This is a genomic window from Microbacterium sp. NPDC006705 (assembly GCF_044903545.1).
Lineage (GTDB): Bacteria > Actinomycetota > Actinomycetes > Actinomycetales > Microbacteriaceae > Microbacterium > Microbacterium plantarum.
This window is the reverse complement of record NZ_JBJDQQ010000001.1, coordinates 1,479,306-1,495,210: the sequence shown is the minus strand read 5'-3', so window position 1 is coordinate 1,495,210 and position 15,905 is coordinate 1,479,306. Positions and strand designations below refer to the sequence as shown.

15 protein-coding genes are annotated in these 15,905 nt (G+C 69.8%); 6 read left to right on the top strand and 9 right to left on the bottom strand.

Annotated features, from left to right (window positions below):
- Positions 1–14 precede the first annotated feature (14 nt).
- Positions 15–995, bottom strand: a complete 981-nt coding sequence (locus ACI2K6_RS07115) for a sugar-binding transcriptional regulator (RefSeq protein ID WP_112616956.1) — start codon at positions 993–995, stop codon at positions 15–17.
- Between the two features lie 122 nt (positions 996–1,117).
- Between ACI2K6_RS07115 and ACI2K6_RS07110 the strand changes: the two genes are divergently transcribed.
- The 3 genes from ACI2K6_RS07110 to glpK all read left to right on the top strand — a co-directional run bounded on the left by ACI2K6_RS07110 (position 1,118) and on the right by glpK (position 5,253).
- Complete coding sequence (locus ACI2K6_RS07110; protein WP_274178263.1) at positions 1,118–2,836, top strand: glycerol-3-phosphate dehydrogenase/oxidase; 1,719 nt, start codon at positions 1,118–1,120, stop codon at positions 2,834–2,836.
- A 101-nt stretch (positions 2,837–2,937) separates the two neighbouring features.
- On the top strand, positions 2,938–3,690 hold the full coding sequence (locus ACI2K6_RS07105; protein WP_274178264.1) for an MIP/aquaporin family protein: 753 nt from the start codon (positions 2,938–2,940) through the stop codon (positions 3,688–3,690).
- Between the two features lie 48 nt (positions 3,691–3,738).
- The gene (glpK, locus tag ACI2K6_RS07100) at positions 3,739–5,253 is read left to right on the top strand and encodes a glycerol kinase GlpK (RefSeq protein WP_274178265.1); all 1,515 of its coding nucleotides are present in this window, start codon (positions 3,739–3,741) and stop codon (positions 5,251–5,253) included.
- Positions 5,254–5,255: 2 nt separating this feature from the next.
- On the opposite strand, the gene ACI2K6_RS07095 is transcribed toward glpK, so the two are convergent.
- Together ACI2K6_RS07095 and ACI2K6_RS07090 are read right to left on the bottom strand one after the other, a co-directional pair.
- Entirely contained in the window at positions 5,256–5,765 is a 510-nt protein-coding gene (locus ACI2K6_RS07095) for a GNAT family N-acetyltransferase (RefSeq protein ID WP_240309802.1), read from the bottom strand.
- Positions 5,750–6,487 carry an aminoglycoside 3'-phosphotransferase gene (locus ACI2K6_RS07090; RefSeq protein ID WP_274178266.1) on the bottom strand — a complete coding sequence of 246 codons (738 nt, stop codon included), beginning with the start codon at positions 6,485–6,487 and terminating at the stop codon, positions 5,750–5,752. Before ACI2K6_RS07090 ends, ACI2K6_RS07095 begins: the two co-directional genes overlap by 16 nt.
- A gap of 108 nt (positions 6,488–6,595) precedes the next feature.
- On the opposite strand from ACI2K6_RS07090, the gene ACI2K6_RS07085 reads away from it, so the two are divergent.
- The 3 genes from ACI2K6_RS07085 to ACI2K6_RS07075 are packed head-to-tail and all read left to right on the top strand — an operon-like array spanning position 6,596 to position 9,014.
- A complete protein-coding gene (locus ACI2K6_RS07085; protein WP_404568320.1) occupies positions 6,596–7,357 on the top strand; it encodes an SDR family NAD(P)-dependent oxidoreductase in 762 nt (253 codons plus the stop codon).
- Positions 7,354–8,175 carry an enoyl-CoA hydratase/isomerase family protein gene (locus ACI2K6_RS07080; protein WP_274178268.1) on the top strand — a complete coding sequence of 274 codons (822 nt, stop codon included), beginning with the start codon at positions 7,354–7,356 and terminating at the stop codon, positions 8,173–8,175. Before ACI2K6_RS07085 ends, ACI2K6_RS07080 begins: the two co-directional genes overlap by 4 nt.
- A complete protein-coding gene (locus tag ACI2K6_RS07075; protein ID WP_269267089.1) occupies positions 8,172–9,014 on the top strand; it encodes an NAD(P)-dependent oxidoreductase in 843 nt (280 codons plus the stop codon). The genes ACI2K6_RS07080 and ACI2K6_RS07075 overlap by 4 nt, the downstream gene beginning before the upstream one ends.
- A 10-nt stretch (positions 9,015–9,024) precedes the next feature.
- On the opposite strand, the gene ACI2K6_RS07070 is transcribed toward ACI2K6_RS07075, so the two are convergent.
- The 6 genes from ACI2K6_RS07070 to ACI2K6_RS07045 form a co-directional block, all read right to left on the bottom strand.
- The gene (locus ACI2K6_RS07070; protein ID WP_274178269.1) at positions 9,025–9,504 is read right to left on the bottom strand and encodes a GNAT family N-acetyltransferase; all 480 of its coding nucleotides are present in this window, start codon (positions 9,502–9,504) and stop codon (positions 9,025–9,027) included.
- Positions 9,504–10,373, bottom strand: a complete 870-nt coding sequence (locus tag ACI2K6_RS07065) for a Cof-type HAD-IIB family hydrolase (protein ID WP_274178270.1) — start codon at positions 10,371–10,373, stop codon at positions 9,504–9,506. The genes ACI2K6_RS07070 and ACI2K6_RS07065 overlap by 1 nt, the downstream gene beginning before the upstream one ends.
- A gap of 23 nt (positions 10,374–10,396) precedes the next feature.
- Positions 10,397–11,272 (bottom strand): Cof-type HAD-IIB family hydrolase, encoded by an 876-nt coding sequence (locus tag ACI2K6_RS07060; protein ID WP_274178271.1) that lies wholly within the window; start codon positions 11,270–11,272, stop codon positions 10,397–10,399.
- Positions 11,273–11,356: 84 nt separating this feature from the next.
- Positions 11,357–12,772, bottom strand: a complete 1,416-nt coding sequence (locus tag ACI2K6_RS07055) for a glycoside hydrolase family 1 protein (RefSeq protein WP_274178272.1) — start codon at positions 12,770–12,772, stop codon at positions 11,357–11,359.
- A gap of 129 nt (positions 12,773–12,901) precedes the next feature.
- Complete coding sequence (locus ACI2K6_RS07050) at positions 12,902–14,761, bottom strand: beta-glucoside-specific PTS transporter subunit IIABC (protein WP_274178273.1); 1,860 nt, start codon at positions 14,759–14,761, stop codon at positions 12,902–12,904.
- 187 nt (positions 14,762–14,948) lie between these two features.
- A complete protein-coding gene (locus ACI2K6_RS07045) occupies positions 14,949–15,860 on the bottom strand; it encodes a PRD domain-containing protein (RefSeq protein WP_274178274.1) in 912 nt (303 codons plus the stop codon).
- Positions 15,861–15,905 lie beyond the last annotated feature (45 nt).

Sequence of the window (15,905 nt, the reverse complement as noted above, 5' to 3'; positions counted from 1 at the left end):
CACGAGATCGGGGCTCAGAGGCTCCCGACCGTCGTCTCCGCCAGGCGCCGGGCGAGCGCCTCCTCGACGACGAGCTCGGTGATCAGCCCGGCGGCGAGAGCCCCGCGCAGCGCGTCGAGCTTGGTCAGGCTGGAGACCGCGCACAGGCGGCGGGGGATGCGCCGGATCGCTTCGAGCGAGGGTCCGCTCGAGCGGGCGTTGAGCTCGATGCCGGTCGCCGAGCCGTCGATGCGGTAGAACACCGTCGCGCAGTCGCCGACGACGCCGTCGCGGAGAAGCGAGCGCAGGTCCTCGCCGGTGAGGTAGCCGCCCGCGTACACATGGGACGGGACGTCGGCGTGCGGGGAGCCGAGCCCGAAGACGAACACCTGCACGCGCGACTGCGCGTCGAGGACGCGCCGGATCGACCGCTCGCGCCACAGCAGCTGTTTGGTCAGCGGGTCGTCGAACAGCGCCGGCACGGGGAACTGCTGGACGTCGGTGCCGAACGCCTGCCCGAACCGCTCGAGGATCGCGCCGGAGTACGAGATGCCCGACGTCGACTCGTTCGCCGCACCGTTCATCTGCACGATCTGCGAGTCGTGCAGCCGTTTCGTCGGCAGGTGGCGGGCGATCGCCGACACCGTGGCTCCCCAGGCGATGCCTATGCTGGCGTCGGGATCGAGCGTCGACGACAGGACGTGGGCCGCCGTCCGTGCGGTGCGCTCGAGCCGTTCGGCGTCATTCGTGCGCGGCGGTGTGCTCACGACGTGCACCGAGATGCCGAAGCGCTCGGAGAGCCGCCGTGCCACCACCGAGTTCGCCTCGTGCGGGGAGTGAACCGTGATCTCCACGAGACCGATGTCGCGGGCGTGCGAGAGCAGACGCGACACCGATGACCGCGACAGGCTCATCTCGGCCGCGATCTGATCCATGGTCCGGTCCTGCACGTAGTAGAGCTGCGCGGCGCGCAATGCGTCGCGCGTCCGGGCTTCGGCTTCGGCATCCGCGCTCATCGTCGTCCGTTCTGCACGTTCGTGCATAGCCGCGGCGCCGGTGCACATCTGTGCACGACCGTTGCGCATCCGTGCGGTGGACCCCAGTGTAGATCGGGACAGCCGTGGAAAAGGATGCATGTATGACCGAGTCGACGCCGACCACCCGAGCGAACATCCGAGCCCTGCGTGAGCGCCCCCATGCCGAGGTCCTCGTGATCGGCGGCGGTATCAACGGCATCGCGACGTTCCGCGATCTCGCGCTCCAGGGCGTCGACGTCGCCCTCGTCGAGCGCGGCGACTACGTCAGCGGCGCCTCGTCGGCATCGAGCCACATGATCCACGGCGGCGTGCGCTACCTCGAGAACGGCGAGTTCCGCCTCGTGAAAGAGTCGGTGACCGAGCGCAACCGCCTCGTGCGCAACGCCCCCCACTTCGTCAAGCCGCTGCCGACGACGATCCCGATCCACCGCACCTTCTCGGGCATCCTCGCGGCCCCGTTCCGGCTGCTCGTGACGCACGGCCGCGGCAAGCCCCGCGAGCGCGGCGCTCTGCTGATCAAGGTCGGTCTGATCATGTACGACACCTTCTCGCGCGACGGCGGATCGGTGCCTCGTCACCGGTTCCGCGGCCGCCGCAGCTCGCGGACGCAGTTCCCCGAACTCGACGAGCGTTTCCGGTACACCGCAACGTATTACGACGCCTCGATGCACGACCCCGAGCGCCTCGCGCTGGACGTGTTGCGCGACGGAGCGCGCGAGGACTCCGCTCGGGCCGCGAACTACGCCCCGGTGGTCGGTGCCGACGGATCGTCGGTCATCATCCGCGACGCCGTCGCCGGCGAGGAGTTCCCCTTCTCGGCGGACGTCATCGTGAACACGAGCGGACCCTGGACCGACCTGACCAACACCGCACTCGGCACCCCGACGCGCTTCATGGGTGGCACGAAGGGCTCGCACATCGTCCTCGACAACACGTCGCTGCTGGAGGCCACGGGCGGCAACGAGATCTTCTTCGAGGCCGCGGACGGCCGCATCGTCCTCATCTACCCGCTCAAGGGCCGGGTCATGGTCGGCACGACCGACATCGACGCCGACCCCGCGAGCGCGACGGTCTGCACCGACGACGAGATCGACTACTTCTTCGATCTGATCGGGCAGGTCTTCCCCGACATCTCGGTCGATCGATCGCAGATCGTCTACACCTTCTCCGGCATCCGTCCCCTCCCGCGGCACGACGACCTCGCCCCGGGCTTCGTCTCGCGCGACTACCGCATCGAGAAGGACCGTCTGGGCGATGTGCCCGTCCTGAGCCTCGTCGGCGGCAAGTGGACGACGTTCCGGGCGCTCGCCGAGCACCTCGCCACCGACGTGCTCGGTCTGATGCGGCGTCCGCGCCGGGTCGCCACCACCGACCTCGCGATCGGCGGCGGTGCCGGGTACCCCCGCAGCGTCGCGCAGCGCCGTCGCTGGATCGACGCCCATCGCGGTGCGCACTCGGCGGAGTTCGCCGATCGGATGCTGGAGCGCTACGGCACCTACGCCCAGGAGGTGCTCGCTGCCCTCCCTGTCGCTCAGCAGGAGCTCGCGCACGCGCCCGGCTACTCGGTCGAGGAGATCGCCTTCCTCGCGGAGCGCGAGGAGGTCGTGTCGCTGATGGACCTGCTGCTGCGTCGCACGTCGATCGCGTTCGTCGGCGGCGTCTCGATGGAGACGCTCTCCGAGGTCGCCGAGGCGGCTGCGTCGGCGCTGGACTGGGACGATGACGCCGTGCGCGCCCAGGTCGAGGAGGCGGCGCAGGCCCTCGAGGAGGCGCACCGCATCGACGTGCGGACCTCGCACCTGGCGCCGCTCGACGCCTGACGCTCGCAGACCCGGCGAGGCCCGACGCCGGATCACCCTCGGGTCACCCTCTCGCGCGGCGACGTCGCCCGCGATGATTCTGCAGAAAGGTCGACGCTGACATGCACGACATCAATCTCGGGCTCTACTTCGTGTCAGAGCTCGTGGGAACAGCGATGCTGCTCCTGCTCGGCGGTGGCGTGGTCGCCAACGTCATCCTCGCCAAGTCGAAGGGTCTCGGCGGCGGGACGCTGATGATCAACTGGGGCTGGGGCCTCGCGGTCTTCGCCGGTGTGCTCGTGTCGTCGTACTCCGGCGCGCAGCTGAACCCCGCCGTGTCGATCGGGCTCCTGGTGGGCGGGAAGATCGAGTTCGTCCAGTTCCTCGTCGCGATCGCCGCCCAGTTCGTCGGCGCCTTCCTCGGCGCCGTGCTCTGCTGGCTGGCCTACCACGACCACTTCGACGCCGAGCCCGACCCGGCCAACAAGCTCGGGGTGTTCTCGACCGGCCCCGGCATCCGCGCCTACGGCTGGAACCTCGTGACCGAGATCATCGCGACCTTCGTGCTCGTGTTCGTGATCTTCGGCTTCGCCGACTACGGCGACATCGAGATCGGCACCCCGGGCTCGCTCGGACCCCTGACCGCCGTCCCGGTCGCCCTCCTCGTGGTCGGCATCGGCGCCTCGCTCGGCGGACCGACGGGCTACGCGATCAACCCGGCCCGCGACCTCGGACCCCGCATCGCTCACGCCGTGCTCCCCATCAAGGGCAAGGGCTCGAGCGACTGGTCGTACGCGTGGGTTCCCGTCGTGGGACCCCTCATCGGCGGTACGCTCGCGGCACTCGCTGCCGGCGCCCTGCTCGGCTTCGCCTGATCCGTCCACCCCCGAACCGACAACGCTGACAGACAAGGACGTCACATCATGACCGACTACATCATCGCCCTCGACCAGGGCACGACCTCGAGCCGCGCCATCATCTTCGACAAGAAGGGGTCGATCATCTCCGTCGGGCAGAAGGAGCATGAGCAGATCATGCCCCGGGCCGGCTGGGTCGAGCACGACCCGATCGAGATCCGCGACAACATGCGCGAGGTCATCGGCATCGCGCTCGGCCGGGCGAACCTGACCCGTCACGACATCGCCGCGATCGGCATCACCAATCAGCGCGAGACCGCCGTCGTCTGGGACAAGAACACCGGCATCCCCGTCTACAACGCCATCGTGTGGCAGGACACCCGCACGCAGTCGATCGTCAACCGTCTGGCGGGCGACGAGGGCGTCGAGCGGTACAAGGACATCGTCGGGCTGCCGCTGGCGACGTACTTCTCGGGCACGAAGATCGTCTGGATCCTCGAGAACGTCGAGGGTGCACGCGCGAAGGCCGAGGCCGGCGACCTCATCTTCGGCACGACCGACACGTGGGTGCTGTGGAACCTCACCGGAGGCCCGTCGGGCGGCATCCACGCCACCGACGTCACGAACGCGTCGCGCACGCTCTTCATGGACCTCGAGACCCTCGAATGGCGGGACGACATCCTGGCCGACTTCGGTGTGCCGCGCTCGATGATGCCCGAGATCCGCTCGTCCAGCGAGGTCTACGGCGAGGCGCGCGACACGTCTCTGCTGCGCGAGACGCCGGTGGCCGGCATCCTCGGCGACCAGCAGGCCGCGACCTTCGGCCAGGCGGCCTTCGACGCCGGAGAGAGCAAGAACACCTACGGCACCGGTAACTTCCTGATCTTCCAGACCGGCACCGAGATCGTGAAGTCCGAGAACGGCCTGCTCACGACAGTCGGCTACAAGCTGGGCGACGGACCCACCCACTACGCGCTCGAGGGCTCGATCGCCGTCACCGGGTCGCTCATCCAGTGGCTGCGCGACCAGCTCGGGATCATCTCGACCGCTCCCGAGGTCGAGCAGCTCGCGCTGTCGGTCGAAGACAACGGCGGCGTGTACTTCGTCCCCGCCTTCTCGGGTCTGTACGCACCGTACTGGCGGCCGGATGCCCGCGGCGCGATCGTCGGGCTCACGCGCTACGCCAACCGCGGCCACCTCTCCCGCGCAGCGCTCGAGGCCACGGCCTTCCAGACCCGCGAGGTGCTGGATGCCGTCAACGCCGACTCCGGGGTCGACCTGGCCGAGCTGAAGGTCGACGGCGGCATGATCGCCAACGACACGCTGATGCAGTTCCAGGCCGACATCCTGGGCGTTCCCGTCGTGCGGCCGGTCGTCGCCGAGACGACGGCGCTCGGTGCCGCCTACGCAGCCGGCCTCGCGGTCGGCTTCTGGAGCGACCTCGACGAGCTGCGGGCCAACTGGCAGGAAGACAAGCGCTGGACGCCGAACGACGACGTCGAGGAGCGCGAGCGCCAGCTGCGGCTGTGGAAGAAGGCCGTGACGAAGTCGATGGACTGGGTCGACGACGACGTCCGCTGAGGTCAGAGGGAGAGGGCGAAGCAGACCGAGCGCGGCATCGTCTCGACATAGGGCTCGTAGACGGGGATGCGGCTGAAGCCCATCGACGCGTAGAGCGCCATGGACTCGGGCTGCTGGAGTCCGGTCTGCAGGATCACGCGCTCCGCGCCGTCCGCGCGGGCGGCCTCGAGCGCGGCCGACATGAGTCCGCGGGCGATGCCGAGCCCTCGGAAGCCCGGTGCCACGATGAGGCGCTTGATCTCCCACTCGTCGCCGAGCCGGCGCAGGATGACGTGCCCCGCGGGGGCCTCGTCGGCGCCGGCTTCGGCGGCGAGGGCGATCAGCGTCGCGACGATCTCGTCGGGGTGCGTCGCGAGTGCACGGGCGCGGGCGCGGCGTCGCTCGTCCGGCTCGTCGCCGTGGAAGCCGTCGTAACGCGCGCCGAGGTCGTCGTCGAGCTGGCGGCGCAGGTCGCGGGCGCGGGCATCGTCGTAGGCGACGTCGACGATCCGCCAGGTCAGGTCTCGTTCCACAGCGACCGATAGTAGGCCAGTCGCTCGGGGTCGGGGTCGACACCGTAGGCCGCGATGAGCGTGTCTTCCCAGCCGGGACCGTAGTTCCACTCGGTGCTCATCGAGGCGATGGCGATGTCGGCCCAGCGGTCGGCGACGCCGAGCGCGCCGAGGTCGACGTGCGCGAGCCACCGTCCGCCGTCGTCGATGAGGGTGTTCGGGCAGCAGGCGTCGCCGTGGCAGACGACGAGGAGATCGGGCTCGGGCGCCTCGTGGAGGGATGTCGGAACGGCGATGCCGCGGGCCGCTGCGGTGCGCAGCCGGTGCTCGACGCCCCAGTCGAACGGGCAGCCGGCGACGGGCAGGGCGTCGTGGAGGGCGCGGAGCCCCTCGCCGACGGCGCGCACGGCGGTGGCGGGATCCGCGACCCAGCGAGGATCGACCGCCGACCGGCCGGGCAGCGCGCGGGTCACGAGCCATTCGATGTCGCCGTCCTCACCGGTCTCGATGACCTCGGGCACCGGTGTGAATTGTGCGGCCCATCGCAGGCGCCCCGACTCGTCGTGCATCGAGGTCTCGAGATTCCGCGGGCCGATCTTGACGACGCGGCCGTCGTCGGTGCGGAACGTGAGGCCACCGATCGCGTTGCGCCACAGCGGCGTCGAGCTCGCGCCGCGGGTGAGTCGGCGCAGCCGTGCGGCGATGTCGGGCGGGATCGGCGCATCCGGCGGCAGCAGGGTCACAGCCCCATCCTGCCCCTGCAGCTCAGCCTGTCGACGGCACGCGCGACGACCGGCGGGAAGCCGGCCGCGGGCGTTCTAGGGTGGAGGGGCGAGTTCGAAGGAGAACACATGCAGATCGCGGGAGTCTCCGCCCTCATCACGGGCGGCGCCAGCGGACTGGGCGCGGCCACGGCGCGGCGCCTCGCCGCCGACGGTGCGCACGTCACGATCGTCGACCTGCCGGGGTCGCCCGGCCGGGAGGTCGCCGCCGAGCTCGGCGGGCGGTTCGCCCCCGCCGACGTCACCGACCCGGACGAGGTCACCGATGCCGTCGAGACAGCCGGCCGTGCCGCGCCGCTGCGGATCGTCGTCAATTGCGCCGGAATCGCACCGCCCGCCAAGGTGCTCGACCGCGAGGGCGCGCCCACGCCGCTCCCGGACTTCGAGCGGATCATACGCATCAACCTCGTCGGCACCTACAACGTCGTCGCTCAGGCGTCGGCGGCGATCGCGCGGACCGAGCCGACCGACTCGGGAGCCCGCGGCGTGATCGTCAACACCGCCTCCGTCGCCGCCTTCGACGGCCAGATCGGCCAGCCCGCCTACGCCGCATCGAAGGGGGGAGTGCACGCGATGACCCTGCCGATCGCGCGCGAGCTCGCGCGCTACGGCATCCGCGTCTGCACCATCGCCCCCGGGATCATGCATACGCCGATGATGGCGGGGCTGCCGGATGCTGCGCAGCGCTCGCTCGGTGAGCAGGTGCCGTATCCGCAGCGGCTGGGGGCGCCGGAGGAGTTCGCCGCGCTCGCCGCCCACATCGTCGACAACGACTACCTCAACGGCGAGACGATCCGTCTCGACGGCGCGATCAGAATGGCACCACGATGACCGACACTGCATCCGACATCGCACCCGACACTGCATCCGACACCGTTCTGCTGCGGCGCGAGGGCGCGCTCGCGCGCATCACCCTGAACCGTCCGGCATCCCTCAACGCGGTCGACGCCGAGATGGCCGCCCGTTGGCGCGAGGTCGCCGCCGAGGTCGCGGCCGACGCGTCGATCGGGGCCGTGATCCTGGATGCTGCGGGCCGTGCCTTCTGCGCGGGCGGCGACGTCGTGTCGATGTCTACGTCGGGCATGGGCGGCACCGCGGTCACCGAGACGGCCCGCGTCATCCACGACGGCATCACCTCGCTGACCGAGGCGGCGGTGCCGATCGTCGCGGCGGTCCAGGGCGCGGTCGCTGGGGGAGGGCTCGGGATCATGCTGGTCGCCGACTACATCGTCGCGTCGCCGTCGGCGGTCTTCGTCAGCAAGTATGCCAACATCGGGCTCACTCCCGATCTCGGTGTGTCGACTCTGCTGCCGGCCGCCATCGGCCAGCGCCGGGCGCTGCAGCTGCTGCTCGACGACACGGCGCTCGACGCCGCGACCGCACGCGACTGGGGCCTGATCGCCGAGGTCATCGACGACCCGGCCGCCCGCGCGCAGGCGCTCGCCGAATCGTGGCTGCACGGCGCGACGACCGCGTTCGGTCAGGCCAAGCGCCTCGTGCGCGAGGGCGCCGGGCGCACCTTCGCGCAGAACCTCGACGACGAGGCGCGGACGATCGGCGCGCGTTTCGACAGCGACGAGGCGCGTGTCCGCATCGACGCGTTCGCCGCAGCATCCGCCCGCCGGACCCGACCCGAGGAGAAGTCATGACCGACCCGAAGCCCCTGGCGGGCAAGACGCTGCTGATGTCGGGCGGGAGCCGCGGCATCGGTCTGGCCATCGCGCTGCGCGCTGCGCGCGACGGTGCGAACATAGCCTTGCTCGCCAAGACCGACCAGCCGCATCCGAAGCTCGAGGGCACCGTCCACACTGCCGCCGCCGAGATCGTCGCGGCCGGCGGCCAGGCCCTGCCGATCGTCGGCGACGTCCGCGACGAGGACTCGATCACCGAGGCGGTGCTGAAGACGCAGGGCGAGTTCGGCGGGATCGATATCGTCGTCAACAACGCATCGGCGATCGATCTCTCGGGCACGCTGGAGCTCGCCACGAAGCGTTTCGACCTCATGCAGGGGGTCAACGTGCGCGGCACGTTCCTGCTCTCGCGGGCCGCCATCCCGATCCTGCGAGAGGCCGAGAACCCGCACATCCTCTCGCTGTCGCCCCCGCTCAACCTCTCGCCGAAGTGGCTCGGCGCGCACACCGGCTACACCCTCGCGAAGTACGGCATGACGATGGCGACCCTCGGCGTCGCCGCGGAGTTCGCCGGCGACGGCATCGCCGCCAACACCCTGTGGCCGCGGACGACGATCGCGACGGCGGCGGTGAAGTACTCCCTCGGCGGCGACCGCATGATGGCCGCGAGCCGCACTCCGGAGATCTACGCGGATGCCGCCTACCACGTGCTCGTCCAGCCCTCGCGCGAGTACACGGGGCAGACCCTCATCGTCGAGGATGTGCTCGAAGCCGCCGGCGTGACCGACTTCTCGAGCTACGCCGCCGTCCCGGGAACGCCCGACGCCGAGCTGTTCCCCGACGTCTTCCTCGACTGACGGGTCGGGATCAGAGAGGCTTGCGCAGGAAGATCTGGAAGGTGCCGTCGCCCTGCGGCACGCGCTCGGACTCGCTGTAGCCTTCGCGTTCGTAGAGGCGCAGGTTGGCCTCGCTGAGCGAGCCGGTGAACAGCTCGGCCTCGTGCGCTCCGGCCGCCCGTCCGCGGGCCTCGACAGCGGCGAGCAGTGCCGTGCCGAGTCCGGACCCCTGCTGGTCGGGGGCGATCGCGATGCGGCCGATCAGCAGCAGCTCGCCGTCGAGGCGGGCGCGCGCCGCTCCGACGATGCGACCGTCGTCGACGGCGACGCAGCCGAGGTTCTCCTGCAGCTCCGCACGGAGCTCATCGAGGGTCTGCGTGAGGGGCGGCATGTCGGCGGCGTCGTAGATGAGGGCCTCGGACACGAATGCCGCGCGCTGCAGGGTCAGCACCTCGCCCGCGTCAGCGGGGTCGATGGGGCGGATGTCGCGGTCGCCGGCCTCGCGGGACATCAGACGGCCGTCTCGGGGTCGATGATGCCGTGGCGGACGAAGGCGTTCCAGATGCCGTCGTCGAGGACACCGGTGGTGACCTCGCCGGCGATGCGCTGCAGCTGGGGGTCGGCCTCGGCCATCGCGATGGCGGTGCCGCAGACCTCGAACATCTCGACGTCGTTCCAGCTGTCGCCGATTCCGACGGCGTCGGCGGCGTCACGGCCGAGGTGCGTCAGCATCGCCTGGATGCCGGTTCCCTTGTTCGTGCCGCGCATCCCGACCTCGCCGTTCGCCCCGGTGGGCAGGGGCATGCTGCCCGGGATGACGTGGAACTCGTCGCCGAGCGCGCGCTGGGTCTTCTCGACGGCGTCGGGATCGGAACTGACGAACACCGCCTTCGCGATGTGGTCGAGATCGGCCTCTTCGACGGGAGCGAAGCGCGGCGCGGCCACGACGTCTTCGGCGAGGGCGACGGTCGAGAGGTCCTCGGCGTGGCGGCGTCGGCGTTCGCTGATGAACTCGGCGATGAAGGACCGCACGCCCTCGCTCGCGTACACCCCGTCGTGCGACTGGATGAAGTACCTCGTGCCCTGCTCGTCGAAGTAGGCCATGACCCGCTCGACGGCGGCGCGGGGCATCAGCTCGGCGAGCACCGTCTCGTCGCCGGAGACCGCGAGGGCCCCGCCGTTGGAGATGGCGCCGTCGAAGCCGATGTCGAGCACGCGGGGGTTGATGTCGCCGGCGGCGCGTCCCGTGCACAGGTAGACGAGATGCCCGCGTTCGCGGGCGGCGCGAACCGCTGCGATCGTCGAGGGGGCGATCGTCTCGCCGTGCGCGAGGATGGTGCCGTCGACGTCGAGGAAGATGATGCGAGAATCCGACGTCACCCCTCCAGCGTAATGCGGGTGGCTCACAGCAGGCCGTGGCGGACGAAGGCGTTGTGGATGCCGTCGTCGTCGATCGCGGTCGTGACCTCGTCGGCGAGGGCCTGCACCTCGGGCGCGGCGTTGCCCATCGCGATCGCGGTGCCGCAGACCTCGAACATCTCGGCGTCGTTCCAGTTGTCGCCGATGCCGATCGCGTCGGCGGGGTCGACGCCCAGGTGGGCGAGCACCTCGAGGATCGCGGCGCCCTTGTTCACGCCGCGCGGCGCCACTTCGCCCGAGCTGCCCTCGGGCAGGGGGATCGTGCCCGAGACGACGGCGAAGTCGGGGGCGAGCTCCGCGAGCAGGTCGGCGACCGCGTCCGCGTCGTGCCCGAGGATGACGGCCTTGGCGACCTCGGCATCCGAGAAGTGGACCTCGTCGTCGAAGGTCTTCATCCCGACGCTGAAGAACTCGAGCTCCTCCGGGTCGGCCCCGGCGGCCCGCGCGTCCTCGATGTGGCGGGCGCGGTCGCGCTCGAGACGGTCCGCGAGCAGAGCCGGCAGTCCCGGGCTCGCGAACATGCGGTCGAACGACTGGTAGTACCAGTGGATGCCGCGGGCCTCGAACGCGGCGCTGAGGCGCGCGACCTCGGCGGCGGTCATGAGTCGCGAGACGATCAGCTCGTCGCCGACCCCGGCGAACGCGCCGCCGTTGGTGACGGCACCGTCGAAGCCGATGTCGAGGATGCGGCCGCGGAGCTCGGCCATGCCGCGTCCGGTGCTCAGCAGCACGAGGTGACCGTTCTCGCGGGCACGGCGGACGGCGGCGACGGCGGATTCGGGCAGGTGGGTGCCGTCCTGCAAAAGCGTGCCGTCGACGTCGAGGAAGACGGCGCGGCGGCGGAAGTCGGACGAGGTCATGCGGATCCCCTCTCGGATGCGGAGAAGGGCGCGGCCGCGGGCCAGAAGGAGGGCCCCGCGACCGCGCCCGGTCGGGTCAGCGTCTCAGCGGGTCAGCGAGGCGCCGTTGGTGCGGATGACTTCGGCGTACCAGCCGAACGACTTCTTCTCGAAGCGCTCGAGCGTGCCCGAGCCGTCGTCGTTGCGGTCGACGTAGATGAAGCCGTACCGCTTGCTCAGCTGAGCGGTCGAGGCGCTGACGAGGTCGATGCAGCCCCACGAGGTGTAGCCGAGCACCTCGACGCCGTCGGCGATCGCCTCGCCGACCTGCACGAGGTGGTCGTTGAGGTAGGCGATGCGGTAGTCGTCGACGACCGTCTTGACGCCGTCGACCTCGACGAGCTGGTCCTTCGCGCCCAGGCCGTTCTCGACGATGAACAGCGGCTTCTGCCAGCGATCCCAGAACTGGTTGAGCACCAGTCGCAGGCCGACGGGATCGATCTGCCAGCCCCACTCGCTCGCCTCGAGGGTCGGGTTCGGCACGCCGCCCATGATGTTGCCCTCGCCGGTGACCTTCTTCGCCGGGTCGGCGGTCGCGGCGACCGACATGTAGTAGCTGAACGACACGAAGTCGACCGTGTTGGTGAGGTCGTCGCGGTCCTCGTCGGTGATGTCGAGCTCGATGCCCTTCTCGGCGAGCGTGCGCAGGAAGTACCCGGGGTAGGCGCCGCGGGTGTGCACGTCGCCGTAGACGAGGTTCGAGTGATCGAACGACATGACCTCGAGTGCGTCGGCGGGAGAGGGCGAGAGCGGGTACACGGGCATCGACAGCACCATGCAGCCGATCTGCGCGTTCGGGGCGACCTCGCGCGCGATGCGCGTCGCGCGGGCGGATGCCACGAGCTCGTGGTGCATCGCCTGGTACAGCTGCTGCTCCGTCAGCTCGTCCTTCGGGGTGTTGATGCCCCCCGACATGAAGGGGGCGTGCAGGAGCGAGTTGATCTCGTTGAAGGTCAGCCAGTACTTCACCCGTGCGCCGTAGCGCTCGAAGAGGGTGCGCGCGTAGTTCTCGTAGAAGCCGATGAGCCGGCGGTCGGTCCATCCGTCGTAGGTCTCGGCGAGGTGGAGCGGCGTCTCGTAGTGCGAGATCGTGACGAGCGGCTCGATGCCGTGCTTCTCGAGCTCGTCGAGCACGCGGTCGTAGAAGGCGAGGCCCTCTTCGTTCGGCTCGGTCTCGTCGCCCTTCGGGAAGATGCGGCTCCACGCGATGGAGAAGCGGAAGGTCTTGAAGCCCATCTTGGCGAACAGGGCGATGTCTTCGGCGTAGCGGTGGTAGAAGTCGATGCCGACGAGCTTGAGGTTGTCGGGGGTCGGTGCGTCGGTGCGGGCGCCGACGATGCCGCGGGGCATGACGTCCTGCACCGAGAGGCCCTTGCCGCCTTCGTCGTAGGCGCCCTCGAGCTGGTTCGCGGCGGTCGCGCCGCCCCAGAGGAATCCGTCGGGGAAGGTGATGGTGCTCATGACTCTCTCGTTTCGTATCGCTTGTCCCGATGGTGACGGGACTGTGTATCGCTGGTCCCGCGGATGGCGGGACGGGTGGGGGAGGGGGCGGGGTTCGGGTTGCCCGCCCCCTCCGTTCGGGTGCGTCGGTCAGCTCGCGAGCGCGGACTCGACCGAGACCGCCGTGAACAGCGGCTCGCCGTGCGCGATCGGGCCGGACGCCTGGTCGGTCAGAGCGGGGTACAGCTCGCCGTTGGTGACGATGACGGGCGTCGTCAGGTCGTAGCCCGCCCGCTCGATCGCGTCGCCGTCGAACTCGACGAGCAGATCGCCGGCCTTGACCTCCTGGCCGGTGGTGACCTTGACGTCGAAGTGAGCGCCGGCGAGCTTGACCGTGTCGATGCCGATGTGGATGAGCACCTCGGCGCCGTCGGCGTGGCGCAGGCCGATCGCGTGTCCGGTCGGGAACGCAGCTGCGACGGTCGCGTCGAACGGGGCGTAGACGGCGCCGGAACGCGGCTTGATCGCGACGCCGTCACCGAGGCTGCCCTCGGCGAAGGCCGCGTCGGGGGTCTCGCTGAGCGGCACGACCGTGCCGTCGACCGGGCTGAGAACGACGACGTCGTTGCCGGATGCCGCCGGGGTGGCCGCCGGTGCGGCATCCTCTTCGGGCTCCTTGAAGCCGACGATCGCGGTCAGCAGGAACGGGATGGCGATCGCGGCAGCGAGGCCGATGATGAGCATGACCATGTTCCCGTTGCCGAACAGGGCCGGAAGCGCCAGTCCGGAGGGGACGACGAAGGCGGTCGAGAAGACGCCGCCCATCGCGATGATCGCGCCGCCGACCACACCGCCGACGATGCCGAAGGCGAAGGGGCGCTTGAGCGGCAGGTTGATGCCGTAGATGGCGGGCTCGGTGATGCCGGCGAGGAAGCCCGACAGCGTCGCGGGAGCCGCGAGCGACTTGAGGTTCTTGTTGCGGGCGCGCACCCAGACACCGGCGACGGCGGCAGCCTGCGCGAGGACGGCTGCGAACACGGGGCCGATGAGCAGGATCTGACCGGTGGTCTGGTACTCCAGCGTGAACAGCGGCACGAGGCCCCAGTGCAGACCGAAGATGACGAAGACCTGCCAGAAGCCGCCCATGATGGCGCCGCCGGCCCACGGGGCGTTCTCGAAGACCCAGCCGATGCCGTTGCCGAGCGCGCCGCTGAGGATCGCGGAGATCGGGCCGATGACGACGAAGACGATCGGGACGGCGATGAGCACGACGATCATCGGGGTGACGAAGCGCCGTACCGCGCCCGGGAGCTTCGCGTAGAGGAACTTCTCGGCGTGGCTCTGCAGCCACACGATCACGATGATCGGGATGACGCTCGAGACGTAGGTGACCATCGTGAAGGGGATGCCGAAGAACGTCAGCCCCTCGACCCCGACGAGCGGGGTGATGGTCGGGTAGAGCAGCGCGGCCGCGATCGCGAACGCGGTGAACTCGTTGGCCTTGAAGTAGCGCGCCGCGGTGAACGCGAGCGCCATCGGCAGGAAGTTGATGAGACCGTCCGACAGGGCGTTCAGCACCGCGTAGGTCGAGTTGTCGGTGCCGATCCAGCCGAAGGTGACCGCGGCTGCGAGGAAGGCCTTCAGCAGACCGGTGCCCGCGAGGGCCCACAGCAGCGGCGTGAAGATCGCCGAGATCATCGAGATGAAGCGGTTGAAGAGGTTGCCCTTCGGGCCCTCGGATGCCGCGGCGTCGGAGCCGGCGCCGAACTTCGAGATCTTGCCGATCTCGGCGAACACGTCGGGGACGTCGTTGCCGATGACGACCTGGTACTGGCCGCCGGCCTGGGCGACGGTGACGACACCGGGCACGGCCTTGACGGCGGCGGTGTTCGCCTTGGACTCATCCTTCAGCACGAAACGCAGACGCGTCGCGCAGTGGACGAGGGAGGTGACGTTCTCCTCGCCGCCGACGCCCGCCAGGACGCCGGCCGCGGTCTTCGAGTAATCCATCGGGACTGCTCGCTTTCTGCCGCAGCATCGCGGCACTCGGGTGGAGGAAGCCGCCGCATCCCTGTTTCCGGGCAACAAAAAAACCTGAACTCGTTCACCGCCGATCAAGACGATGTGAGTTCAGGTTTTGCCCGCTGCCGCGGTAACAATCCGGAGACTTCCGCAGGGCAGCGACGCCCTGCGAGGGTCACGGTAGCACGGGACCGGGGTTCTGGCCAGCTTCGTTCGCACCGACCTGCGTCGCGAGGCGCTCGACGTGCACGATGACGTACAGGAGCTCCTCGTCGGTCAGCTCCGACTCCGTCGCCGCACGGACGTAGGCCTTCACCTCCTCCGCGATCGCGTACGAGCGCGGGTAGCTGTGCTTGGCGAACTCGAAGAACGAGGTGTCGGCGCTGCGCAGCATCGTCTTCGAGACGAGGCGCTGCAGCAGGAACTGGATGTGCAGGATGAATCGGGCGTAATCGGGGCTGTCGGTGTCGAGCTTGACGCCGAGGCCGTTCTCGACCGTCATGACGACGTGCTGCAGGCGGCGGAAGAGGAGCGCCGCCGTGCCGTTGGGCTCGTCGCGGGTCGCGTTGAGCAGGTGCATCGTGAGGAACACCGCCTCCTCGGCGGGCAGCTCGCGATCGAGGGACTCGGAGATCGCGGTGGCCATGCGCTGCGCCGCGGAGAACTCGTGGGGATGCAGCACGCGCAGTTCGGGCATGTTGGTCGCGGGGATCTGGATGCCGTTGTCGAGCCGCTCGAGCACGAACTGGATGTGATCGATGACGGCCATCGTGAAGAACCGGTCGAGGTGGTGGCCGAGACGGCGCTCGGCCTCGTCGACGGCGCGAGTGACGGCTTCCACCACCGGGTAGGGCACGTCGGTGAGGAGCTGGCGTTCGCGGTCGCCGGCATCCCCCGCATCGAGGATGAAGGTCTTCTCGACCTTGTCGGGGTCGAGGGTGTCGGACGGCTTCAGCTGGAACCCGAGCCCGCGTCCCATGAGCACGCGTTCGCGGCCATGCTCGTCGAGAGTGATGACGACGTTGTTGTTCAGCACCTTGTGCACGACGGTGCCCCGCGGGGGCGGAGCGACGTCGTCGAGGTTCATGGCTGCAGTCTAGGGCGGAGCAGGGCGGGGGCCGCCGGGCGCGGC